19 protein-coding genes are annotated in these 24,871 nt (G+C 72.2%); all 19 read left to right on the plus strand.

Features of this window, described 5'->3' with window-relative positions; translation table 11 throughout:
- Positions 1-70: 70 nt before the first annotated feature.
- The 19 genes from ACIBUY_RS26045 to ACIBUY_RS26135 are packed head-to-tail and all read left to right on the plus strand — an operon-like array spanning position 71 to position 24,822.
- On the plus strand, positions 71-1,390 hold the full coding sequence (locus ACIBUY_RS26045) for a nucleotide sugar dehydrogenase (RefSeq protein WP_365566089.1): 1,320 nt from the start codon (positions 71-73) through the stop codon (positions 1,388-1,390).
- On the plus strand, positions 1,380-2,660 hold the full coding sequence (locus tag ACIBUY_RS26050; RefSeq protein WP_365566087.1) for a glycosyltransferase family 4 protein: 1,281 nt from the start codon (positions 1,380-1,382) through the stop codon (positions 2,658-2,660). Before ACIBUY_RS26045 ends, ACIBUY_RS26050 begins: the two co-directional genes overlap by 11 nt.
- The gene (locus ACIBUY_RS26055) at positions 2,657-4,027 is read left to right on the plus strand and encodes a Wzz/FepE/Etk N-terminal domain-containing protein (RefSeq protein ID WP_365566085.1); all 1,371 of its coding nucleotides are present in this window, start codon (positions 2,657-2,659) and stop codon (positions 4,025-4,027) included. Before ACIBUY_RS26050 ends, ACIBUY_RS26055 begins: the two co-directional genes overlap by 4 nt.
- Positions 4,024-5,553 carry a Wzz/FepE/Etk N-terminal domain-containing protein gene (locus tag ACIBUY_RS26060; protein ID WP_399153883.1) on the plus strand — a complete coding sequence of 510 codons (1,530 nt, stop codon included), beginning with the start codon at positions 4,024-4,026 and terminating at the stop codon, positions 5,551-5,553. Before ACIBUY_RS26055 ends, ACIBUY_RS26060 begins: the two co-directional genes overlap by 4 nt.
- Positions 5,554-5,557: 4 nt before the next feature.
- The gene (asnB, locus tag ACIBUY_RS26065; protein WP_399153884.1) at positions 5,558-7,486 is read left to right on the plus strand and encodes an asparagine synthase (glutamine-hydrolyzing); all 1,929 of its coding nucleotides are present in this window, start codon (positions 5,558-5,560) and stop codon (positions 7,484-7,486) included.
- A 28-nt stretch (positions 7,487-7,514) separates the two neighbouring features.
- Positions 7,515-9,689, plus strand: coding sequence for a bi-domain-containing oxidoreductase (locus ACIBUY_RS26070; protein WP_365566079.1), 2,175 nt, complete (start codon positions 7,515-7,517; stop codon positions 9,687-9,689).
- On the plus strand, positions 9,686-11,638 hold the full coding sequence (locus ACIBUY_RS26075; protein ID WP_399153885.1) for an alginate lyase family protein: 1,953 nt from the start codon (positions 9,686-9,688) through the stop codon (positions 11,636-11,638). Before ACIBUY_RS26070 ends, ACIBUY_RS26075 begins: the two co-directional genes overlap by 4 nt.
- Positions 11,639-11,647: 9 nt before the next feature.
- Positions 11,648-13,219 carry a right-handed parallel beta-helix repeat-containing protein gene (locus tag ACIBUY_RS26080; protein WP_365566075.1) on the plus strand — a complete coding sequence of 524 codons (1,572 nt, stop codon included), beginning with the start codon at positions 11,648-11,650 and terminating at the stop codon, positions 13,217-13,219.
- A gap of 1 nt (position 13,220) precedes the next feature.
- Complete coding sequence (locus ACIBUY_RS26085) at positions 13,221-14,525, plus strand: O-antigen ligase family protein (protein ID WP_399153886.1); 1,305 nt, start codon at positions 13,221-13,223, stop codon at positions 14,523-14,525.
- A 29-nt stretch (positions 14,526-14,554) separates the two neighbouring features.
- The gene (locus ACIBUY_RS26090; protein WP_365566125.1) at positions 14,555-15,787 is read left to right on the plus strand and encodes a glycosyltransferase; all 1,233 of its coding nucleotides are present in this window, start codon (positions 14,555-14,557) and stop codon (positions 15,785-15,787) included.
- Positions 15,788-17,038 carry a class I SAM-dependent methyltransferase gene (locus tag ACIBUY_RS26095; protein ID WP_365566071.1) on the plus strand — a complete coding sequence of 417 codons (1,251 nt, stop codon included), beginning with the start codon at positions 15,788-15,790 and terminating at the stop codon, positions 17,036-17,038. It abuts the gene before it with no gap.
- Positions 17,035-17,829 (plus strand): glucose-1-phosphate cytidylyltransferase, encoded by a 795-nt coding sequence (locus ACIBUY_RS26100; RefSeq protein ID WP_365566069.1) that lies wholly within the window; start codon positions 17,035-17,037, stop codon positions 17,827-17,829. Before ACIBUY_RS26095 ends, ACIBUY_RS26100 begins: the two co-directional genes overlap by 4 nt.
- Entirely contained in the window at positions 17,826-18,488 is a 663-nt protein-coding gene (locus ACIBUY_RS26105; RefSeq protein ID WP_365566067.1) for a PIG-L deacetylase family protein, read from the plus strand. Before ACIBUY_RS26100 ends, ACIBUY_RS26105 begins: the two co-directional genes overlap by 4 nt.
- Before the next feature lie 3 nt (positions 18,489-18,491).
- A complete protein-coding gene (locus ACIBUY_RS26110) occupies positions 18,492-19,517 on the plus strand; it encodes an SDR family oxidoreductase (RefSeq protein WP_365566065.1) in 1,026 nt (341 codons plus the stop codon).
- Positions 19,505-20,788: a DUF4910 domain-containing protein gene (locus ACIBUY_RS26115; RefSeq protein WP_365566063.1), complete on the plus strand. Its 1,284-nt coding sequence runs from the start codon at positions 19,505-19,507 to the stop codon at positions 20,786-20,788. Before ACIBUY_RS26110 ends, ACIBUY_RS26115 begins: the two co-directional genes overlap by 13 nt.
- 5 nt (positions 20,789-20,793) lie before the next feature.
- The gene (locus ACIBUY_RS26120) at positions 20,794-22,083 is read left to right on the plus strand and encodes a hypothetical protein (protein ID WP_365566061.1); all 1,290 of its coding nucleotides are present in this window, start codon (positions 20,794-20,796) and stop codon (positions 22,081-22,083) included.
- On the plus strand, positions 22,080-23,027 hold the full coding sequence (locus tag ACIBUY_RS26125; RefSeq protein ID WP_399153887.1) for a glycosyltransferase family 2 protein: 948 nt from the start codon (positions 22,080-22,082) through the stop codon (positions 23,025-23,027). Before ACIBUY_RS26120 ends, ACIBUY_RS26125 begins: the two co-directional genes overlap by 4 nt.
- The gene (locus tag ACIBUY_RS26130; RefSeq protein WP_399153888.1) at positions 23,024-24,244 is read left to right on the plus strand and encodes a polysaccharide pyruvyl transferase family protein; all 1,221 of its coding nucleotides are present in this window, start codon (positions 23,024-23,026) and stop codon (positions 24,242-24,244) included. The genes ACIBUY_RS26125 and ACIBUY_RS26130 overlap by 4 nt, the downstream gene beginning before the upstream one ends.
- Positions 24,241-24,822, plus strand: a complete 582-nt coding sequence (locus ACIBUY_RS26135; RefSeq protein WP_365566055.1) for a dTDP-4-dehydrorhamnose 3,5-epimerase family protein — start codon at positions 24,241-24,243, stop codon at positions 24,820-24,822. The genes ACIBUY_RS26130 and ACIBUY_RS26135 overlap by 4 nt, the downstream gene beginning before the upstream one ends.
- The last annotated feature ends 49 nt before the right edge of the window (positions 24,823-24,871 follow it).

Genomic DNA, 24,871 nt, shown 5'->3' on the forward strand with positions numbered 1-24,871 from the left:
CGGGGGGACGCCGCCGCGGCGGCGCACGGACGGCAGGCCGACCGGGCCTGCCCAGGGGGAGGAACGGGTCATGAGAGTCAGCGTTCTGGGGCTCGGCTACGTGGGCTGCGTGTCGGCCGCGTGCCTGGCGAGCCTCGGTCACGAGGTCATCGGCGTCGACGTCAACCAGGCGAAGGTCGACCTGGTCAACGACGGCAAGGCGCCGGTGGTCGAGGAACGGATCGGAGAGCTCACCGCCGAGGTCGTGCGGACCGGAGCGCTGCGCGCCACCGGCGACGTCCGCGAGGCGATCCTGGGCAGCGACGTGTCACTGGTCTGCGTGGGCACACCGTCGGAGCCCAACGGCAGTCTGTGCACGACCTACTTGGAGCGGGTCACCGAACAGATAGGCGCCGCGATCGCCGAGAAGGGCGGGCGGCACACGGTCGTGTTCCGCAGCACCATGCTCCCGGGCACCTGCATGAACCTGCTGGTGCCGATCCTGGAGAAGTACGTCGGCGGCACCGCCGGGGTGGACTTCGGGGTCGCGGTCAACCCGGAGTTCCTGCGCGAGGGCACGAGCGTGCGGGACTTCTTCGACCCGCCCAAGACCGTCATCGGTGAACTCGACCCGACGAGCGGCGACACGGTGGCGGCGCTCTACGACGGCCTGCCCGGCGAGGTGTTCCGGGTGCCGGTCCCGACGGCCGAGGCGATCAAGTACGCGGACAACGCGTTCCACGGACTCAAGATCGGCTTCGCCAACGAACTGGGCGCGGTGTGCCAGGCGCTCGGCGTCGACTCGCACCAGGTCATGGACGTGTTCCTGGCCGACCGCAAGCTGAACATCAGCCCCGCCTACCTGCGGCCCGGCTTCGCCTTCGGCGGCTCCTGCCTGCCCAAGGACCTGCGCAGCCTGGTCCACGCCGCGCAGCGGGCCGACGTCGCGGTGCCCATCCTCGCGAACGTGCTGACCTCGAACTCCGCCCATCTGCAACGGGCGGTGGAGCTCGTCGAGCGCACCGGAAAGCGCAAGGTGGGAATCTTCGGGCTCTCCTTCAAACCCGGCACCGACGACCTGCGCGAGAGCCCGCTCGTCGAGCTGGCGGAGCGGCTCTTCGGCAAGGGCTACGACCTGAAGATCTACGACGCCAACGTCAGCCTGTCCCGGCTGATCGGCGCGAACCGCGAGTACATCGAGAACCGGCTGCCGCACCTCGCGCAGCTGCTCGCGGACTCCGTCGAGGAGGTGCTCGAGCACGCCGACGTGTGCCTGGTCGGGACCCGGGACCCGGCCGTGCTGGCGGAACTGCCCCACGGCGACGACGGCCCGCTGCTCGTCGACCTTGTCCATCTTCCCGACGCCGACGAGCGCCGGACCGAATCGGGGTACGTAGGCCTTGCTTGGTAACACATCGTTCGATGGAACAACCCCTGGCAACCGGCGGGCACGTCGCGCGCTGATCCTCGTGGAGAACCTGTCGGTGCCGTTCGACCGTCGGGTCTGGCAGGAGTGCACGACCCTGCGCGACGCCGGCTGGGAAGTGCACGTCATCTGCCCCCGCGGTCAGAAGCGGGACACGGAGCCGGAGGCCGTGATCGACGGAGTGCGGATCCACCGCTACCCGTTGCGCGCGGCCACCGGCGGCCCCGCCGGCTATCTGCGGGAGTACGGCTCCGCGCTCTGGCACACCGCCCGGCTCGCCCGCACCGTGGGGCCGGTCCATGTGGTCCACGCCTGCAACCCGCCCGACCTGCTGTTCCTGGCGGCACGGTGGCTGCAGCGGCGCGGCGCACGGTTCGTCTTCGACCAGCACGACCTCGTACCCGAGCTGTACCTGTCCCGGTTCGACCGCGGCAAGGACCTGCTCTACCGCGCCGTGTGCGCGCTGGAACGGCGCACCTACCGGGCCGCGGACATCGTGCTCGCCACGAACGAGAGCTACCGCGACGTCGCGATACGCCGCGGCGGGCAGCGCCCCGAGGACGTCTTCGTGGTGCGCAGCGCTCCGGCGATCGAGCGGTTCCAACCGGTGCCGCCCGAACCGGAGTTGAAGCGCGGCAAGCCCCATCTGCTGTGCTACCTGGGCGTCATGGGCCCCCAGGACGGCGTCGACTACGCGCTGCGGGCCCTCGCGAAGCTGCGCGACGCGTGCGGACGGACCGACTGGCACGCGGTGTTCGTCGGATCCGGCGACGCGTTCGACTCCATGGTGGAGCTCTCCCGCGAGCTGGGCCTGTCCGACCAGGTGGAGTTCACCGGGCGCATCCCGGACGCCGACCTCGTGCGCCACCTGTCCACCGCGGACGTCTGCCTTTCCCCCGACCCGCGCAACCCGCTCAACGACGTGTCGACCATGAACAAGGTCCTGGAGTACATGGCGATGGGTCGGCCGATCGTCTCGTTCGACCTCCGCGAGGCGCGCGTCTCCGCCGGTGATGCCGCCGTCTACGCGCCCGCCAACGACGAGAGCGCGTTCGCCGAGCTCATCGCGCAGCTCCTCGACGACCCGGAACAGCGCGCCCGGATGGGCAAGATCGGCCAGGAGCGGGTCGGCGGACCGCTCTCCTGGCGCAACTCGCAGGCGTCCCTGCTCGCCGCGTACGCCGCCGCCTGCGGTGACCGCACCGAGGCGGCCACGGGTTCGACGGGCCGAGCAAGGAAGAGGCCGCGGCGTTGAACGAAGACACGATCCGTCTGGCCACCGTCGGACGGATACTGCACAGGCGCTGGCGGCTGCTCGCCGTCCTCACCGTGGTGGGCGCACTCGTCGGCTACGGCACGGCCGTGCTGGTGTTTCCGCCGCGCTACACCGCGTCGGCATCGGTACTGCTGCCCGGACAGTGGGAAGAGCGCGAACTGCTGACCCAGGTGGACGTCGCGACCAGCTCCTCGGTCACCGACCGCGCCGCCGCCCAGCTCCGCTGGAAGGGCGTCAGCGGCGCCGACCTGCGGGACAAGGTGGCCGCCAAGGCCGCCGACGGGAACATCATCAAGATCTCGGGCACCTCCGACACACCGGAGCGCGCACAGCGCCTCGCCGACCAGGTGGCCAAGCAGTTCGTCACGTTCGCCGCACGCATCACCAGCGGCGGCACCGACGCCGGAGTCGCCACGGGGCCCGAGGCGCTGCGCAAGCAGGTCCAGGAGACCAGCCGCCGCATCACCGACCTCGCCAACGCGGCCGATCCGGGACAGACCGTGGAGAGCGTGCAGGCACGCACCACGCTGGAGAAGCTGCGCACCTCGCTGGAAGAAGCCATGACGCAGCTGGAACAGGCCGACCCCGCCAACGACAAGGCCGGCATGGTCGTCATGGGACCGGCCGCCAGGCCGACCGGCGAGGCACCGCCGACGCGGCTGCAACTCGTCGTCGCAGGCGCCCTGTTGTTCTTCCTGGTCGCGGTCATCGGCCATCTCGTCGCCGCCCGGAGCAACCGCCGCCTGCGCACCGAACCGGAGATCGCCGCGGCCCTCGGCTCGGTGCTCCTGGGCACCGTCGACGTCCTCGACGGACCGTCCTCGCACCGGCCCGAGGACCGTGGCACGGGAGCCCGGATCCGCCGGCTCCTCGCCCTCGACACCCGGTGGGACACACCGACACCGCAGAGATCGGGCGACGAGGCGGGCAGACGGATCCGCTACCGGCGCGTGTGCACCCGCGTACGGAACCAGGTGCCGGCTCCCCGACGGCTGCTGATCGTCGTCCCGGACCGCGACGACGTCGCCCGCCGGGCCGCCGGACACCTCGTCGCCGAGGCCGCGAGCGATCCGCTGCTGCGGACGGTGGAGATCTCCATGGACCGGCCGACCGTGCCGGACAGCGGTACGGAGTCCGGTGCCCTGGTCGTCCTCAGTGCGGGCCACTGGACGGCCGAGGAGGTCGCCGGCCTCGCCGAGGCGTGTGCGGACGGCGGGCACGAGGTCGTCGGAGTCGTCGTCGCGGGCCCGGTCAGGACCCGGCCCGCGCGCTCCGCCGACCACCCCGCGGACCACGCCGCTCCGGCGCTGGCAGGGCGCGGCCCGGTGACGGGAGGTTCAGGGTGACGACCCACACGACATCCGAGTCGTCGGCGGCCGCCCCGCTCTTCGACCTGCACGGGCTGCTGGTGTCGGTGCGCCGGCGCCGCCGCTTCTGGTGCGCCCTGGCGCTCCTCGGCCTGCTGGCCGGCGCGGCGGTCGCGGTCCTCATGCCGCCCCCGCCGAGCGCGCGGATCAAGGTTCTGGTCGCACACGCCGAGGACCAGCCGAACGACATGGGAACGCTGATCCGCACCGACGTCGCCGTGCTGGCCACCACGCGGATCGCCGACCGGGCCCTGAAGTCCCTCAACTCCTCGGAGGATCCAGAGGAGTTCATGAAGAGCTACCGGGGCACCGGACTGACCAACAACCTCCTGCAGATCGACGTCACGGGGACCAGCGACGGACAGGCGGTGGCCCGCGCGAAGGCGCTGGCCGACGCGTTCGTCGCCGACCACGTGCGCCGGATGCGGGCGAGCGCGGAGGCGGAGGCCACGGCCCTGCTCGACCAACGGGACCGGCTGCAGCACGAGTTGACCCAGGTCAACAAGGACATCGGCGACCGGTCGCCGGAGACGGAGACCGACCCCAAGGAGTCGGCGGGCATCGAGTCGCTCTTCGCCCGCAGGGCCGAACTCACCTCGCGCATCGCCGACTTCAGCCAGCGCGCCGAAGAGGCCAGGGTCGGCACGCCGAAGGTCGTCGCCGGCACGCAGATCGTCGACGACGCCCGCCCGGTGCAGCACTCCGTGCCCAAGACCGCCGTCACGAACGCCGTGATCGGGCTCGTCCTCGGGCTCGTCCTCGGGCTCGCGCTCGCCGCGGTCCGCACAGTGGTGGGGGACCGCCCCGTACTGCGCCGGGACATCGCGGCGAACCTGGGAGCCTCCGTCATCGCGGAACTGCCCCACCGGTCGGGCAGGCCCTGGCGACGCCGCCGCACCCGGGTGGCACGCGAACGGCTCACCACGACCCTCGTGCGCACCGTGCGCGGCTCCGCGGACCCCGAACCGCTCTCGCTGCTCGAACTGGGCTGCGCACGCCACGCGAGTGCGCTCGCCCTGGACGTCGCGGCGGCACTGGCGGCGGACGGACCGGTGGCCGTCGTCGACGGCCTGCCGGGACCCGAACTCGCCAAGCTCCGACGGCCCTCGGGCCCGGCCGTGGTCACCGGCGAGCAGGCCGCGACCCTCGCGCCCCAGGAGCGCCGGCTCGGCGTCGGCTCCGTGGCGCCCGGCACGGCGTGGACCGACCTCCAGTACCTCGGCACCCGGACCGTGCTCGTCGTACGGGTCGGGCACGCCGGCGCCGCCTGGCTGCACACCGTCGCACGGCAACTCGCGGACCAGCGCATCCCGGTGGTCGGCGTGGTGCTGATCGACCCCGATCCGCGGGACCGCACCGACGGCACCCTGTGGGACGGACTGCACACCGCGCTGCGCGGCCGCAGCGAGCGCCCGGCCCGCCGCAACGGGACGAACCGGCCCGGCACCGAGCGGCTGCCGGTGTGGGCCGCACCGGGCCCGGACAACGACCAGGAGGCGCGGTAAGCACATGTGTGGCATCGCAGGAACCTACCGATGGCCGGACGGGAAGGCCGTCACCGACCGGCTCACCGACACCCTCGCCCACCGCGGCCCCGACGGGGCGGGCCGCTACGGCCACCCCGTCGGCGACGGCGACGTGCAGCTCGGGCACCGCCGGCTGGCCATCATCGACCTGTCCGACACCGGGGCCCAGCCGATGGTCTCGGACGGCCTCGTCCTCACGTACAACGGAGAGCTGTACAACGCCCCCGAGCTGCGCGCCGAGCTGACGGCGGCCGGGGTGCGCTTCCACGGCACCTCCGACACCGAGGTGCTCCTCGAGGCCTGGCGGCGCTGGGGCACGGACTGTCTGCCCCGCCTGCGCGGCATGTTCGCGTTCGGCGTCTTCGACGAGCGCACCGGCGAACTCGTGCTCGCCCGCGACCAGTTGGGCATCAAGCCGCTGTTCCTGCTGCGCCGCGGCCAGGGCCTGGTGTTCGCCTCCGAGCTCAAGGCGCTCGCCGGGGTGACCTCGCTGGAACCGGATCCCTCGGCACTGGTGGCCTCGCTCCTCTACTACTGGGTGCCCGACTCGCGCTGCGCGTACCGCGAGGCCGAGAAGCTGCCGCCGGGGAGCTGGCTGCGCTGCCGCCCCGACGGCCGGGTCGAGCGCGGCCGGTTCTGGAACCTGCGCGACGTCGCGGCCGAGGGCAGGGACCGGGCGCGCAGCGGCGACCAGCCGGACCTGGCCGCCGTCGTCGAGGAGTCGACCCGGCGCCACATGCTCTCCGACGTCCCCGTGGCGACCTTCCTGTCCGGCGGTCTCGACTCCAGCTATCTGACCGCGCTCGCGGCCCGGCACCAGCCGGGGATCTCCGCGTACACGATCGGATTCCGCGCCGAGGACGCCAAGTTCGAGGCGATGCCCGACGACCTGCGCTACGCCCGGCAGGTGGCCCGGCAGTTCGGGGTCGACCTGCACGAGATCGAGATCGCCCCGGACGTCCTCGACCTGCTGCCGCGGATGACGTACCACCTGGACGAGCCGATCGGCGACCCCGCCGCGATCAACACGTTCCTGATCTGCGAGGCCGCCCGGGAGGCCGGGGTCAAGGTGATGCTGTCGGGGATGGGCGCCGACGAGCTGTTCGCGGGCTACCGCAAGCACCTGGCCAACGTGATCGCGCTGCGCTACCAGCGCGTCCCGCGGCCCCTGCGCCGCGGCCTGTCCGCGGCCGTGGACAGGCTGCCCGTCGCGACGGCCCGCCGCGGCTACCGGTCGGTGCGCTTCGCGAAGCGGTTCCTGTCCTTCGCCGACCTGCCGGAGGAGACCGCGTTCCGGCGCAGTTACACCATGTATGACCGGGGCGATCTGCTCGCGTTGATCAACCCGGACCTGGCGGGGACGGTCGACGACGTGCTGACCGAGCACGCGGACGTCTACGCGGACAACGACCTCGACGACTTCGTCAACCGCATGTGCCTGGGCGACGCCCGGATGTTCCTGCCGGGCCTCAACCTCGCCTACACGGACCGCTCCAGCATGGCCGCGTCGACCGAGGTGCGGGTGCCGTACGTGGACGTCGAGGTGGTCAGGGCGGCGTTCGCCGTGCCCGGCGACCGCAAGATCGTCGGACGGCAGGGCAAGGCCGTCCTCAAGGAGGCGGCCACCTCGGTCCTGCCGCGGGAGATCGTCTACCGGCCCAAGGGCCTGTTCAGCGCGCCGCTGCGGGCCTGGATGAGCCGGGACCTGGCACCCCTGGTGGCCGAGGTGATCAACGACGGCGTGCTCGTGAACTCCGGGCTCCTGCGCCGGGACGCGCTCGCCCGCATGGTCGCCGAGGACGCCGCAGGTCAGCGGGACTTCTCCAAGCACCTGTGGCACGTACTGACGCTCGAGTACTGGTATCGCGACGCGACCTCCGGGTCGGGCGGCAGCGCCCGCTCAGCGGCGTAGAAGACAGCGTAGAAACAAGGGGACTTGAGTGAAGCAGGTAGTGCAGAACTACAAGAGCGGCGAGCTGGCGGTGCTCGACGTGCCGGTGCCCGGATGCAAGCCGGGCGGTGTGCTGGTGCGCACCGCCTACTCGCTGATCTCCACCGGGACCGAGCTCATGAAGGTGTCCGAGGCCGGCATGTCGATGCTCGGCAAGGCCCGCTCCCGCCCCGACCAGGTGGCCAAGGTCATGCAGAGCGTGGCCACCAACGGGGTGCCCGCCACCTACCGCAAGGTGATGGGCAAGCTGGACTCCTACACGCCGCTCGGCTACTCGCTGTGCGGGGTCGTCGAGCAGGTCGGCGCCGGCATCGACGACGTGAAGGTCGGCGACGTCGTGGCCTGTGCGGGCAACGAGCACGCGCTGCACGCCGAGGTGAACTGGGTCCCGAAGAACCTCTACGCCCCGGTCCCCGACGGCCTCGCACCGCGGCACGCCGCCTTCGGCACCGTCGGCTCGATCGCGATGCAGGGCGTCCGCCAGGGCGAGCCGGCCCTCGGCGAGGTGGCCCTGGTCATCGGCCTCGGCCTGATCGGGCAGCTGGTGGTGCAGCTCCTCACCGCCTCGGGCGTCCGCGTCGTCGGGGCCGACCCCGATCCGGCCCGCTGCGCGCTCGCCGAGCGCCTGGGCGCCGTGGCGTGCGGCGACCCCGCGTCCGCGGCCGTGGAGAGCGCCGTCGCCGAACTCACCGAGGGACACGGCGCCGACCAGGTGTACCTGGCGGCCGGCGGCGGCAGCAACCAGCCCGTCGAGCTGGCCGCGCACCTGGCACGGGACCGCGGCCGCGTCGTCGACATCGGCAAGTGCAGCCTGAACCTGCCGTGGAACGCGTACTACGAGAAGGAGCTCGACGTCCGCTTCTCGCGCAGCTACGGCCCCGGGCGCTACGACCCGGCGTACGAGCTCGAAGGGCGCGACTACCCGATCGGCTACGTGCGCTGGACCGAGCGCCGCAACCTGGCGTGCTTCCTCGACCTCGTCGCCCGCGGCCGCGTCGACGTGGAGCCCCTCATCTCCCACGTCGCCGACTTCGACGACGCCGTGGAGACGTATCAGAACCTCAAGGACGGCGAACTCAAGGCCGTCGCCGTGCTGTTCCGCTATCCGGACCAGGAGGCCGAGGCGGCCGAGGCCCCCTCGGTGACCGTGCCCGTGGTGGACGTGCGGCGGGGTCCTGCCCGGGCGGCGAAGACGCCGGTGCGGCTCGCGTTCGTCGGCGCGGGGAACTACGCGACGTCGATGCTGCTGCCGCACCTGGCCGGGCGCGACGGCGTCGAGCTGGCCACCGTCGTCACCACGACGGCGCTCTCCGCGGCCAACGCGCAGCGCAAGTTCGGCTTCGCCGAGGCGACCACCGACCTCGACGCCGTGCTCGGCGACAAGACCATCGACGCGGTGTTCGTCGTCACCCGGCACAGCTCCCACGCCGAACTGACCCGGCAGGCACTGCTCGCGGGCAAGGCGGTGTTCGTGGAGAAGCCCCTCGCCCTCACCGAGGACGACCTCAGCAGCGTCCTCGCGACCGTGCAGGAGTGCGGCAACGACCGCCTCCAGGTCGGCTTCAACCGCCGCTTCGCGCCGCTCCTGCAGGAGGCCAAGCAGCGGTTCGGCGCCCGGACGGGCCCGGCGAGCCTGCGCTATCTGGTCAACGCGGGCCAGTTGGGACACGGCAGTTGGTACCTCCAGCAGGGCACCGAGGGCTCGCGGTTCGCCGGCGAGGGCGGCCACTTCATCGACACGGCGAGCTGGCTGCTCGACGCCGACCCGGTCTCCGTCTACGCGGTCGCCCCGGCCGGCAACGACGACCTGCAGATCGTCCTGCGCTACCCGGACGGCTCCACCGCCACCCTCAGCTACGTCACCACGGGCGCGCCCGGCTTCCCCAAGGAGACCCTCGACCTGGTTGCCGACGGCAAGGTGCTGCGCCTCGACGACTTCGTGCGCGCCTCGGTCTACGGCCGCAAGCGGTGGGTCAGTTCACGGCTTCCCAAGGCCCGGGACAAGGGGCAGAACGCCGAACTGGCCGCATTCATCAGGGCAGTTCGGACCGGCGGTCCGATGCCGGTGCCGCTGGAGTCCCTGGCCGCCACCACGGCGGCCACCCTCGCCGTGGGCACCGGCCTGGCCGCCGGCGCACCCGTGACGTTGGCGGGGCCGCGATGACCATGAGCGTGGGCTGGTACCTCAGACGCCTGTCCCGGATGGGGCCGCAGGAGGTCGGCGGCCGGGTGCGCGACGCGGTGCGCAGGCGGCGGTGGCGGTCGGCGCGGCCCACCTGCCCGAGTGTGAGCGGCGCCCGGTTCACCGCCGTGCTGCCCGCAGGGACGGCCGCGGCCGTGCCCCCGGACGCGGCCAAGCGGCTCGTCGCCGAGGCGGACCGGCTGATGTACGGGCACGTCGAGTTCTTCGGCGTGGTCCGCGACGACCTGGTCGACCCGGACTGGTGGTACGACCCGAAGACCGGGCGCAGGGCCCCGTTCGGCTACGCCTTCGGCGTGCCCTACCGCGACGAGGACGTCGTCGGGGACATCAAGCAGATCTGGGAACTGTCCCGCCACCAGTACCTCACCGTGCTCGCCGCCGCCTACGCGGTCACCGGGGACGAGCGGTACGCCGAGCGCGTCGCCGACCACCTGCGGTCGTGGTGGGCGGCCAACCCGCCGCTGCGGGGCGTGCACTGGATCAGCGGCATCGAACTGGGGATCCGGCTGCTGTCCTGGGTGTGGATCCGGCGGCTGCTCGACGACTGGCCGGGCGCGGCCGCCCTCTTCGAGGACAACCCGGTGGCCGTGCACCAGATCTGGCACCACCAGCGCTGGCTGGCCGCCTTCCCCAGCCGGGGCTCGTCGGCCAACAACCACGTCATCGCCGAGGCCGCCGGACAGTTCGCCGCGGCCTGCGCCTTCGACTGGTTCCCCGCCTCGGCACGCTGGCGGGCCGCTGCGCTGCGGTCCCTGGACCGAAATCTGCGCAGCAACACCTTCGGCTCGGGCCTCAACCGCGAGCTGGCCTCCGAGTACCACGGCCTCGTCCTCGAACTCGGCCTGGCCGCGCTGGCGGAGGCCGACGCCGCCGACGTGCCGGTGCCCGCGTCGACGCGCCTCGTGCTGCTGCGGATGACCGACGCGCTCGCGGCCGTCGTCGACAGCCGGTTGCGGCCGCCGCGCCAGGGAGACGCGGACGACGGACACGGCCTGATCGTGGACGGCGCGGGCACCGACCGCTGGGGCTCGCTGCTCGCCACCGGGGACGCCGTGTTCGGCCGCCTCGCCTGGTGGCCGGCGGTGACCGGCACCGACGTACGCACGCCGCTGCTCGCCGCGCTCATCAAGCCGGCGCGGCCGAACGTGACCCGTCCCGCGAGCCGGCCGGCCCACTTCGCCGACGCGGGGCTCACCGTCCTGCGCGGCCCCGGTGAGATCTGGTGCCGCTGCGACGCCGGTCCGCACGGCTTCCTGTCCATCGCCGCGCACGCCCACGCGGACGCGCTGTCCGTGGAGGTCCGGCACGACGGGGTCGACGTGCTCGCCGACCCGGGCACCTACTGCTACCACGGGCAGCCCGAGTGGCGGCAGTACTTCCGCTCGACCCTCGGCCACAACACCCTGGAACTCGACGGCGCCGACCAGTCCGTCTCCGGCGGCCCGTTCCTGTGGACCCGGCACGCCCGCAGCCGCGTCCTGGCCGTGGAACCGTCCGACCGGGGCGTGGCCCGCTGGAGCGCCGAACACGACGGCTACCAGCCCTCCGTGCACCGGCGCCGGGTCGAACTGGCGGCGGATACACAGGAGTTGACGATCATCGACGAGGTGCGCGGCCCCCGCAGGCCCGTCCGGCTGACGTTCCACCTCGGCCCGGACATCGCCGCGGACCTGACGGGGAACCGGGCGGCGCTCACCTGGATACGGGACGGCGAAGGGCGCTCCGCGGTGCTCGACCTGCCCGGACAGCTGTCCTGGCGGGCGCACCGCGGCGAGAGCGAACCGCCGCTCGGCTGGTACTCCGCGGGCTTCGGACGCAAGGAACCCACCACGACGCTGGTCGGCACCGGATTCGCCGACGGCACCGCGCAGTCGGGGGAGTTCACCACTGTGCTCGGGTTCCGCGGCTAGGGAGGACGCGTGGGGATGAAGTGGCGTAATTGGGCGGGCTCTTCGGCATCGGTGGCCCTGGTCCTGCTGGTGGCGACCGGTTGCACGGGCACGTCGGACGCCGGGGCGAAACCGTCCCGCGGACCCTCCGTGTCCTCTGGTGCATCCTCTGGTGCGTCCGCCCCGTCGGGGGCGCCCTCCGTGACCGCGGCCCGCGTGTGCGCCAAGCCCTCGGCCGGCCCCACGAAGGCACCCCCGGGCGCGGTGACGGTCGACCCCAAGGTGGTCGACGACCTGGCCGAGAAGACCAGGAACAACCCGCCGGGCACCACGTTCTGGCTGCGCCCGGGCAAGCACAGGCTCGAACCCGAGCGCTACGCCCAGGTGATGGCGAAGAAGGGGAACCGCTACCTCGGCGCCCCGGGCGCGGTGCTCGACGGCGGCAAGAAGAACAACTACGCCTTCAGCGGCACCGCCCCCGACGTCACCATCCGCTACCTGACCGTGCAGCACTTCGTGGCACCGCCCGACGAGGGCGTCGTCAACCACGACATGGCCGACGGCTGGGTCATCGAGCAGTCGAAGATCCAGTACAACTCGGGCGCCGGACTGATGGGCGGCGCCCGCCAGCAGGTCCGCGCCAACTGCCTGCGCGACAACGGCCAGTACGGCATGAACGCGTACAAGACCGGTGACTCCATCCGCGGCCTGGTGGTCGAGGACAACGAGATCGTGGGCAACAACACCGACGACTGGGAGCGGCAGCGGCCGGGCTGCGGCTGCACCGGAGGCATCAAGTTCTGGGCCGTCAACGGCGCCGAGATACGCGGCAACTGGGTCCACGACAACCGCGGCGTCGGCCTGTGGGCGGACAACAACAACAACGACTTCCGCATCGAGGGCAACCTGATCGAGGCCAACGACGGTGCCGCGCTGATGTACGAGACCAGCTACAACGCGGTCGTCCGGAACAATACGATCCGGCGCAACAACTGGGTCGAGGGCCGCGCCTACGCCGACCGCGGCGACCCCTTCCCGTACGCGACCGTCTACATCTCCGAGGCGGGCGGCGAGCCACGGATCAAGGCCCGCACGAACAAGCTCGAGTTCTACGGGAACGTCCTGGAGAACAACTGGAACGGCATCACCCTGTGGGAGAACGCCGACCGGTTCTGCAACAGCCCGGCCAACACCTCCAGCGGATACTGCACGCTGCTGGTCAAGGACACCAAGCGCTGCGCGAAACCGGCCATCGCCACCGCGCCGCTCTACTCCGACTGCCGGTGGAAGACCCAGCGCGTGGACATCCACGACAACCGCTTCGTGCTCGACACGTCCGTCGTCAAGTGCACGACCGGGTGCGGGCGCATGGCGGTCCTGTCCAACTACGGCACCTACCCGAAGTGGTCGCCGTACAAGGGCAAGCGGGTCGCCGACGCGATCACCCTCAAGCAGTCCAACCGCTGGCACGACAACACCTACAGCGGACCGTGGAGCTTCGTCGCGCAGAACACCGACCAGAAGCTCGACTCCGGGCAGTGGCAGGACGCGCCCTACCGGCAGGACGCGGGCAGCACCTTCGCCGCGAAGGCCGGTGGTTGAGATGACCGCCGAACTCGACCACGGCACACGGCCGGGCACACCGGACACCACGGCACCCCGCGCGGCCGGCACACCGAAGGCCGCAGGCATCGTCTGGGCGCTGCTGGGCCTCAACACGCTCGGCTCCGCCGGGGCGAAGACGATCGTGCCGCTGCCCCGCTCGCTCATCCAGATGGCCACCATGGGCGCGCTGGTCGCCGCGTTCGCCCTGGCGCTCGCGCTCAACCTGAGGCTGCGCATCAGGTCCGGCGCCTTCCTGTCCCTGCTCACCCTGCTCCTCGTACCGAGCGTGATCTCCAGCGTGAACCTGGAGGTCGGCTTCGGCGCGCTGTTCCGCTGCGGCCGCCTCGCGCTGTTCATCGCCACGCTGTGGCTGCTCAGCCGCTGGTGGGACGGGAGCGTGACGTTCGTCCGGCACCACATCCGGATGTACTTCGTCGCGCTGGCGACGGCGGCCGCCGGCCTGGTCATCTCCCCGGGCGCGGCCATGCCCGAGCTCTACGGCGGACGGCTCGTCGGCGCGCTGTGGCCGCTCACCCCGCCGCAGATCGGCCAGTACGCGGCAGTGATCATCGGGCTCACCGTGCTGCTCCTGCTGGGGCGCAGGACCACCCGGGGCAGCGGGGCCCTGATCATCGTGCCGTCCCTCGTCCTGCTCGCCCTGACCCACACCAGGACGGCCACGGTCGGCCTGCTCGCCGGTCTGGTCCTCGCGATCGGCTCGCTCGTCCTGACCAGCGCGGCCGCCCGCCGGTTCTTCACCTGGGCGGTGGTGGTGTGCACGGTGGCGGGGGTGGGGTTCGCCTCCGCACTGCAGGCGTGGTTCCTGCGCGGGCAGAGCAAGGAGTACTTCACCAGCCTCACCGGCCGGGCCAAGGTCTGGGACGCCCTCCTCGCCGCGCCCCGCACGACCGCGGAGCAGGTGTTCGGAGTGGGCCTGGGCGACAAGTCGTTCGGCGGGCTGCCGATCGACAACAGCTGGCTGGCCGTCTACAACGAGCAGGGCCTGCTGGGCGTCACCCTGGTCGCGGCGATCATCGTCGTCCTCGCCGGTGTCGCGCTGCTGCGGCCGCCGTCGCTGGAGAGGGCCTGCGCGATCTTCCTCATCAGCTACGTCGCGATCTCCTCGTACACCGAGGCAGGACTCGGCGACGCCTCGCCGTACCTGCTGCACCTGGCGCTGGCCGCCTCGCTCCTCGCGGCGCCCGCCGCGACCCCGCCCCTCGCAACCGCCGCGTCCCTCAAGACGCCCGTGGTCCCGCAACGACGCATCCCGCGATGGGCCCGCAGATCGGAGCTGACCTGAGCATGCACGGCAACCACGGCATCCACGGCATCCATGTTCTCGTGGTGCACAACCGCTACTCGTCGGCGCAGCCGAGCGGGGAGAACCGGGTCGTCGACCAGGAAGTGGCGCTCCTGCGCGAAGCGGGCCACCGGGTCGAGGTGTTCGAGCGGCGCAGCGACGACATCGCCGCCCGGTCCCTGCCCGGCAAGGCGGCGGTGCCGCTCCTCGTGCCGTGGAACCCCGCGGTCCGCAAGGAGCTCGCCGCCCGGCTGCGCGCCGAACGCCCCGACGTGGTGCACGTCCACAACGTCTTCCCGCTGCTGTCGCCCGCGGTCATCGCCGCCTGCGCCGACGCCGGGGTGCCCGTCGTCGCCACGCTGCACAACTACACCCAGGTCTGCCCGCCCGGCACCCTGCACCGCGACGGCCGGGCGTGCACCGAGTGCGTCGGCTCGAAGGCGTCGCTGCCCGCCGTCCGGCACGGCTGCTACCGGGGCTCCCGGCTCGCGACCGTGCCGCTCGCGGTCAGTCTGACGCTCAACCGGCGGCGCTGGTGGTCCGGCGTCGAGCGGTTCTTCTGCATCTCGGCGGCCCAGCGCGACGTGCTCGTACGGTCCGGCATGCCGGGGGAGCGGCTGACGGTGAAGCACAACTTCGTGCCGGAGCCGGGCGCCCGCCGCACGGGCGGCGGCGAGCACGTGCTGTTCCTCGGCCGCCTCGCCGAGGCCAAGGGCGTGCGCCTGCTCATGACCGCGTGGGACGAGATCGCGTCGAGCGGCGGAGTCGGCGTGCCGCTCGTGCTCGCCGGCGCGGGCCCGCTCGAGCGGGAGGTGACCGCCTGGGCGGCGGGCCGGGACGACGTGCGCCACGTCGGACTGCTCGACCCGGAACAGTGCCGCGAGCTGGTGGCGCGGTCGGTCGCCGTGGTGGCTCCGTCGATGGCGATGGAGACGTTCGGCCTGGTCGTCGCGGAGGCGATGGCGGCGGGCGTCCCGGCGGTCGCCGCCGGTCACGGGGCCTTCGTCGAACTCGTCGAGGACGGGACGACCGGGCTGCTGCACCGGCCGGGCGACGCCGCCTCGCTCGCGTCCTGCCTGCGCCGGGTCACGGCCGAGCCGGCCCGCAACCAGGAGATGGGCCAGGCGGCCCGGCGCCGCTACGAACAGCGCTTCAGCCCGGCCGTCGGGCTCGAGCGACTGGAGGAGGAGTACCGCTCCGCGATCGCGGGCCGGTCGGAATCACCGGAACCAGTGGGGGACGGAATCAATGGGGGGCAGTAAATGACACGTTGCCGACTGTGCGGCTCGACGACGCTGGCGAGCGTCGTCGACCTCGGGGCGACACCACCGTGCGAGAGCTTTCTCGCCGCGGACCAACTGGACGACGCGGAGCCCGCGTACCCGCTGCACCTGCGGGTCTGCACCGACTGCTGGCTGGCGCAGATCCCGCCGCTGATCACGCCGGAGGAGACGTTCAAGGAGTACGCGTACTTCTCCTCGTTCTCGACCTCCTGGGTGGAGCACGCGCGGACCTACGTCGCCGATGCGGTGCAGCGGACGGGCCTCGGCCCGGACGCGTTCGTGGTCGAAGTGGCAAGCAACGACGGCTACTTGCTCAAGCACGTGGTGGACCGGGGGATCCGCTGCCTCGGCATCGAGCCGTCGGTGAACGTCGGCGCCGCGGCACGCGACGCGGGCGTGCCCACGCTCACGGAATTCCTGTCCCCGGAGACCGGCGCGGCCGTCCGCGCCGAGCACGGCCCGGCGGACCTGGTCGTGGCCAACAACGTGTACGCGCACATCCCCGACGTGGTCGGCTTCACCCAGGGGCTGCGCGCCCTCGTCGCCGACGACGGGTGGGTCTCCATCGAGGTGCAGCACCTGCTGACCCTGATCGAGGAGAACCAGTACGACACGATCTACCACGAGCACTTCCAGTACTACACGGTCGCGTCCGCGATCAGGGCGCTCGCCAGCGGTGGACTCGCCCTGGTGGACGTCGAGTTGCTGCCCACGCACGGCGGCTCCATCCGCCTGTGGGCCCGTCCCGCCGAAGCGGCGGGGCAGCCCTCCCAGCGGGTCGCCGACGTGCTGGCCAGGGAGAAGGCCGCCGGTCTGCAGGAGCTCTCCGGATACACCGAGTTCTCCGCCCGGGTGGCCAAGGTCCGCCGGGATCTGCTGCGGTTCCTCATCGAGGCGGCCGAGCAGGGCAGGACGGTCGTCGGCTACGGCGCCCCCGGCAAGGGCAACACCCTGCTCAACCACTGCGGCATCCGGCCCGACCTGCTCGCGTACACGGTCGACCGCAACCCCTACAAGCACGGCAGGTTCACCCCGGGCACCCGCATCCCGATCCTGCCGCCCGAGCAGATAGCCGCCGACAAGCCGGACTACGTCCTCGTCCTGCCGTGGAACCTGCGGACCGAGCTCGTCGAGCAGCTGTCCTTCGTCTACGAGTGGGGCGGCCGCCTGGTCTTCCCCATCCCTGAACTGAGCATCGTCGAGGACGTCGCGAAAGAGGTCACAGCATGAAGGTCGTCCTGTTCTGCGGCGGTTACGGGATGCGGATGCGCAGCGGCGCGGCGGACGACGTGCCCAAGCCGATGGCGATGGTCGGCCCGCGCCCGCTGATCTGGCACGTCATGCGCTACTACGCGCACTTCGGGCACACGGAGTTCATCCTCTGCCTCGGCTACGGGGCCCATCACATCAAGAACTTCTTCCTCAACTACGAGGAGACGACGTCCAACGACTTCGTCCTGCGCGGCGGGCGGACCGAGCTGCTGTCCACGGACATCTCGGACTGGACCATCACGTTCGCGCAGACCGGCATCGAGTCACCGATCGGGGAGCGCCTGCGCCGGGTGCGCCACCACCTCGACGGCGACGAGATGTTCCTCGCCAACTACGCCGACGTGCTCACCGACGCCCCGCTGCCGGAGATGATCGAGAAGTTCTCCCAGCGCGACGCCGGTGCCTCGATGATGGTCGTGCCGCCCCAATCCTCCTTCCACTGCGTGGAGTTGGGCGAGGACGGCCTGGTGGGCGGCATCACCGCGGTCAGCGAACTGCCGCTGTGGGAGAACGGCGGCTACTTCGTGCTCCGCCAGGAAGTCTTCGACCACATACCGGAGGACGGGGACCTGGTCGCCGACGGCTGCGCCCAACTCGCCAAGCAGGGACGCCTCGTGGCCCACCAGCACCGCGGCTTCTGGAAGCCGACCGACACGGTGAAGGAGCGCGCCGCGCTCGACACCGCCTACGCCCGCGGCGACCGCCCCTGGGCCGTCTGGGAGCGCGACGACGCCGGGGTGAGCGCGTGATCCGGCTGAACTCCGGGCGCCTGAAGGCGATCGTGGCGGTCGGCGCGCACTGCGACGACCTCGCCATCGGCGCCGGCGGCACCCTGCTCACCCTGTGCCGTGCGCACCCCGGCATCCGGGTCGACGCGCTCGTCCTCTCCGGCGGCGGCACCGAACGCGAGCAGGAGGAGCGGGCCGCGCTCGCCGCCTTCTGCCCGGACGCCGACCTGCGCCTCACCGTCCTCAAACTGCCGGACGGCCGGATGCCCGTGCACTGGGACGAGGCCAAGGCCGCCGTCGAGGAACTGCGCGGGCAGACCGAGCCCGACCTGATCCTCGCCCCGCGCACCGACGACGCGCACCAGGACCACCGCGGCCTCGCCCGGCTGATCCCGACCGCGTTCCGCGACCACCTCGTCCTCGGTTACGAGATCGTCAAATGGGACGGCGACCTCGGCCGGATGGCGGCCTACCAGCCGCTGACGCCTCAGGTCGCCGAAGAGAAGGTGCGGCTGCTGCAGGAGCACTACCCCTCGCAGCGCCACCGCCCCTGGTACGACCGCGAGGCCTTCCTCGGCCTCGCCCGGATCCGCGGCATCGAATGCCAGGCGCGCTACGCCGAGGCCTTCGCCGTCACCAAACTCACGCTCGACCTCGGCACTTCCACTGTGGGGGAATGAACCTTGCGCGTACTGCTCACCGGACACCAGGGCTACCTGGGCACCATCATGGCCCCCGTCCTGACGGCCGCCGGACACGACGTCGTCGGCCTCGACGCCGGCCTGTTCGCCGACTGCGTCCTCGGCCCGCCGCCCGCCGACCCGTCCGGACACCGGGTGGACCTGCGCGACGTCACGGCCGACCACGTCGCCGGGGTGGACGCCGTGATCCACCTGGCCGCGCTCTCCAACGACCCTCTCGGATCGCTGGCGCCCGAACTCACCTACGACATCAACCACCACGCGTCCGTACGCCTGGCCCGCCTCGCCCGCGAGGCCGGAGTGCGGCGCTTCCTGTACGCGTCCACGTGCTCCGTCTACGGCGCCGCCGGGGGCGACGAGCTGGTGGCCGAGGACGCCCCGCTGCGCCCGGTCACGCCGTACGCCGAGTCCAAGGTGCGCGTGGAGGACGACCTGCACGCCCTCGCCGACGACGACTTCACCCCGGTGTTCATGCGCAACGCCACCGCCTTCGGCTTCTCGCCCCGGCTGCGTGCCGACATCGTCCTGAACAACCTGGTCGGCCACGCCCTGCTCTCCGGCGAGGTGCTCGTGCTCTCCGACGGCACCCCCTGGCGCCCGCTCGTGCACGCTGCCGACATCGCACGCGCCTTCACCGCCGCGCTGACCGCGCCGCGCGAGGCCGTGCACGACCGGGCGTTCAACATCGGCAGCGAGACCAACAACGTCACGGTCGCCGAGATCGCCGAACAGGTCGCCGAGGCGGTGTCGGGCGCGAAGGTGCGGATCACCGGGGAGAACGGCGCCGACCCGCGCTCGTACCGCGTGGACTTCTCCCGGTTCCGGGCCGCGATCCCCGGCTTCGACTGCGAGTGGACGGTCAAGCGGGGCGCGCTCGAACTCTGCGACGCCTACCGGAACTTCGGCCTGACCCGGGACGACTTCGAGCAGCGCTTCACCCGCCTCGCCGTGCTGCGCGCGGCATCCGAAGCGGGCGCCGTCGACGACACCCTGCGGTGGCGCCGATGACCGCTGTCGGCGAGGAGATGCACGCACTGGTGGAGCGGCTCTACCCGCTGTGCCGGAGCATCACGGGCGACGGTGTGCGCGCCACCCTGGACATCGTCGGCGAGTACGTCCCCCTGGACCGGCACGAGGTGCCGACCGGGACGCAGGTGCTCGACTGGACGGTGCCGCAGGAGTGGAACATCAGGGACGCGTACATCGCCGACCCCGCGGGCAACCGGGTCGTCGACTTCGCCGCGTCCAGCCTGCACGTGCTCGGCTACAGCGTGCCGGTGTCGACGACCCTGCCGCTCAGCGAGCTCCGCGCCCACCTGCACACCCTCCCGGACCAGCCGGACTGGGTTCCGTACCGCACCAGTTACTACAAGCCCGAGTGGGGATTCTGCCTCGCACAGAACACCCTGGACGCGCTGCCGGACGGCGACTACGAGGTCCGCATCGACTCCACCCTCGCGGACGGCCACCTCAGCTACGCCGAGCACGTGATACCCGGTCAGGTGCCGGACGAGGTGATCGTCTCCTGCCACGTCTGCCACCCGTCCCTCGCCAACGACAACCTGGCGGGCATCGCCGTGGCGACGTTCCTCGCCCGGACGCTGGCGGAGCAGAACCCGTACTACACCTACCGGTTCATCTACGCGCCCGGCACCATCGGGGCGATCACCTGGCTGGCCCGCAACGCGGAGCGGATCGAACGCGTCAAGCACGGCCTCGTGCTGGCCTGCGCGGGCGACCGGGGACAGCTCACCTACAAACAGAGCAGACGCGGCGACGCGGAGATCGACCGCGTCCTGCGCCACGTCCTCACCACCTCCGAACGACCGCACCACATCAAGGAGTTCACCCCGTACGGCTACGACGAGCGGCAGTACTGCTCGCCCGGGTTCGACCTCGGCGTGGGCTCGCTCAGCCGGACCCCGTACGCCGGATACCCCGAGTACCACACCTCCGCGGACAACCCGGACTTCGTCTCCCCGGAGGCGATGGCGGACACCCTCGCCGTGTGCCGCGAGGCGATCGGCGTCCTCGACCGCAACCGGACGTACGTCAACCTCAGCCCCTACGGCGAACCCCAGCTCGGCAGGCGGGGGTTGTACGACGCCCTCGGCGGCCGCAGCGACACCAAGCAGGCCCAGCTCGCCATGCTGTGGGTGCTCAACCTCTCCGACGGCGGGCACAGCCTGCTGGACGTCGCCGAACGGTCGGGGCTGCCGTTCGACGCCGTCGCCGTCGCGGCCGACGCCCTCGGCGCCGCCGGTCTGATCAAGGCGTGACGCCGATGACCATCGAGGGGGAGAAGACGAGACCGGCGGCGAGAACCGGCAGACGCGCCATGGCCGGGCGGCTGTCCTGGGGCCTCGCCGACCAGGCGGCCTCCAGCATCTCCAACTTCGCGGTGGGGATCTACGTCGCCCGCTCGCTCGGAGTGACCGCGTTCGGCGTGTTCAGCCTGGCCTGGGTGACGTACGGCGTGGTCCTCAGCGTCTCCCGCGGCCTGGCCACCGACCCGCTCGTGGTCCGCTTCAGCGGCGTCCCGGACGTGTCCTGGCGCGGCGCGGTGGCCCGCTCGTCGGGCACCGCGCTCGGCGTCGGCGCCGCCGTCGGCGCGGGCTGCCTGGCGGTCGGGCTCGTGGTCGGCGGCCGCGTCGGACCCGCGTTCGCCTGCCTCGGCGTCATGCTGCCCGGGCTGCTGCTGCAGGACGCCTGGCGGTACTCGTTCTTCGCCGCGGGCATCGGGCGCAAGGCGTTCGTCAACGACGTCGTGTGGGGCGTCGCGCTCGTCCCGGCCATGGTGGCGGCCGCCCGCGTCGGCACCGTCGCCGCGTTCGTGCTCGCCTGGGGCGCGTCCGCCACGGTCGCCGCCGCGTACGGCTGCTTCCAGGCCGGCATCAGGCCCCGGGTCACCGGGGCACGCGAGTGGCTGCGCGCCCACCGCGACCTCGGCTACCGCTACCTGGTCGAGAACGTCGGCGTCAGCGGCGCCAGCCAACTGCGGGCGTACGGGCTCGGCGCGATCGTCGGGGTCGGCGCGGTGGGCGTCGTCCGCGGCGCCGAGCTCCTGCTCGGCCCGTTCATGGCGCTCCTGATGGGCCTCTCGCTCGTCACCGTCGCGGAGGCGGCCCGCGTGGTGCGCCAGGCCCCGCACCGCCTCGGCCGGTTCTGCCTCCTGCTGGGCGGCGGTCAGGCCGCCGCCGCACTGCTCTGGGGCGGGGCACTGCTCCTGATGCCGGACCGGCTCGGCGAACTCGCGCTCGGCGACGTCTGGCACTCGGCGTCGGCGCTCATCGGGCCCGTCACGCTCGGCGTCGCGGGCGCGGGCCTCGGCACCGGCGCGGCGGCCGGCCTGCGCGCGCTCGCCGCGGCCCGGCGCAGCCTGCGCAGCCAACTCGTCGCCTCCGCCTGCTACGTCACCGGCGGGCTCGGCGGCGCGGCCGCGGGCGGCACGGTCGGCTCGGCCTGGGGCGTCGCCGCCGCCACCCTCTGCAGCTCGGCCGTGTGGTGGCTGCACCTGCGGACCGCCCTGCGCGAGCACCACCAACCCCCCATCCGTGAAGTGAGGACGCCATGACCTCCCACCCCCGCCTCAGCATCGGCCTGCCCGTGTACAACGGCGAGGAGTACCTCGCCGAGTCGCTCGACGCCCTGCTCGGCCAGACCTACGAGGACTTCGAACTCGTCATCACCGACAACGCCTCGACCGACCGGACCCAGGAGATCTGCCGCAAGTACGCCGCGCAGGACTCCCGCATCCGCTACCTGCGGCTGCCCCGCAACATCGGCGCCGCACCCAACCACAACTACGTCTTCACCCAGTGCCACGGCGAACTGTTCAAGTGGGCCTCGCACGACGACCTGTACGCCCGGGACCTGCTGCGGCGCTGCGTCGAAGCCCTCGACGAACGACCCGACGTGATCCTCGCGCACGCCGACCAGGCCGTCATCGACGAACAGGGCCGGGTGAAGGTCCCGTACGCGTACACGCTCGCCACCGACTCGCCGAGCGCGCCCGAGCGCTTCCGCAGCATGCTCTTCGAGCCCGGCGGCGACGACTTCTACGGGGTGATCAGGGCCGACGTGCTGCGCCGGGTGAAGCCGCACGACAGCTACCACCACGCGGACCGCACCTTCGTCGCCGAGATCGGCCTGCACGGGCCCTTCCACCAGGTGCCCGAACTGCTCTACTTCCGCCGCGACCACCCCACGCGGGCCGAGCGGGCGAACCCGTCGAAGCGGTCCCGGTGCGTCAACCTGGACCCGCGCCGCGCGGGCCTGCTGCACCCCACGCCGCGGCTGCTCGCCGAGTACGTGGCGGGTTTCGTGTCGGCGATCCGCCGGGCCCCGCTCTCCGCGGCCGACCGGCGCGCCTGCTACGGCCACCTGGCCTCCTGGATGACCAGCCGGGTCCGGCCGGGCGCGGGCGAACGCGTCGAGGACCGGGCGCCGGTCGACCCGGCCGCACTCACGGTCTCCGTCGACGACCTGGTCGCGGGCCGCGAAGGGCGGGGCGCATGAAGTCCCCTGTCCGCGTAGGGGTGTTCGGCCTGCTCGGCTCCGGCAACCTAGGCAACGACGGGTCCCTCGAGGCCGTCCTCGAGTACCTCCGCGTGGCGCACCCGGACGCGGTCGTGGACGCCCTGTGCGGCGGCCCCGACGTCGTCTCCGCCCGGTACGGCATCGCCGCGACGCGGCTGCACTGGAACCGCGGCGAGTACCGGACCGCGTCCCGTGCGGGCGCCGTCGCGGCCAAGGGCCTCGGCAAACTCGTCGACGTCTTCCGCACCGCCGCCTGGGTCCGCCGCCACGACGTCGTGATCGTGCCGGGCATGGGCGTCCTGGAGGCCACGCTGCCGCTGCGGCCGTGGGGCTTCCCCTACTCCCTGTTCCTGCTCTGCGCGAGCGGCCGGCTGTCCGGCACCCGGGTCGCCCTGGTCGGCGTCGGCGCGGACGCGATCACCGACCCGGCGACCCGGGCCCTGGTGCGCTGGTCGGCGCGTCTGGCCAGGTACCGCTCGTACCGCGACACCCACTCCCGCGACGCGATGCGGGCGATGGGCGTGAACACCGCGCGCGACAAGGTCCACCCGGACCTCGCGTTCGCCCTGCCGACACCACCCGCGAGCCCGCCGTCGGGCCCGCCGGGACCGGTGTGCGTCGGCGTCATGGACTTCCACGGCGGCAACGACGACCGTGCCCGCGCCGACGAGATCCACCGCCGCTACCTGGAGGGCACAACGCGGTTCGTCCGCGCACTGGTCGAGGACGGCCGACCGGTCCGGCTGCTGACCGGCGACGCGTGCGACGCGCCCGTCGTCGCCGCCATCCTCGACGCGGTGGACTCACCCCTGGTCACCGCGGCCGACGCCGCCTCCCTCGCCGACCTCATGAAGGAGACGGCGGCCGCCGACACCGTCGTCGCGACCCGCTACCACAACCTGATCTGCGCGCTGAAGGCCGGAACGCCGACGCTCGCCCTCAGCTACGCGGCGAAGAGCGACGCGCTCATGGACCGGATGGGCCTCGCCGCGTACTGCCACCCCGCGCGCGAGGTCGACGCCGACCGGCTGCTCGAACAGTTCAGGGCGCTGGAGAAGCGCGCGGCCGAGCTCCGACAGACCCTCGCCGAGCGGAACCTGGCCGTCGCCCGCCAACTCCAGGACCAGTTCACCGACTTGACCGCGGCCCTTTTCCCGGCCACCGACCACGCCCCTGCCGGGCGGGAGGCTCCATGAAAGCGCGCGAAGTCCCCGAGATCGCCGGGGCGTACCTGTTCGAGCCGACGCCGTACGCCGACGAACGCGGCTTCTTCTGCCGCACGTTCGACGCCGACGTCGTCCGCTCGGTCGGCCTCGACCCGAACGCCTTCGTCCAGGACAGCGTGTCCCGCTCGGTGCAGGGTGTGGTCCGGGCCCTGCACCTGCGCTCCGGTGCCGGAGAGGCCAAGCTCGTCCGGTGCTCGTACGGGCGGATCTTCGACGTCGTCGTCGACCTGCGGCCCGACTCGCCCACGTACCTGAACCGGGGCTTCTTCGAGCTGTCCGGCGAGACGCAGGTGACCCTGTACATCCCGGCGGGCTGCGCGCACGGCTTCCAGGCCCTGACCGAGACCGCCGACACCTCGTACCGGATCGACCGCCCGCACGACCCGGCCGAGGACGTGACGATCGCCTTCGACGACCCGGAGCTCGCCATCCCGTGGCCGCTGCCGCCCACCTCGATGTCCGACCGGGACCGCACGGCGCCAGGCCTCGCCGATGCGCTGAAGCAGCAAGCCCTCGAGCAGCAAGCCCTGAAGCAGAAGGAGAGCTGACGCCGCAGTGGACAGCGAACAGACCGTGGACAGCGAACAGACCGTGAAC

It is taken from the genome of Streptomyces sp. NPDC050085 (genome assembly GCF_044460595.1).
In the GTDB taxonomy this organism is placed as follows: Bacteria; Actinomycetota; Actinomycetes; order Streptomycetales; family Streptomycetaceae; genus Streptomyces.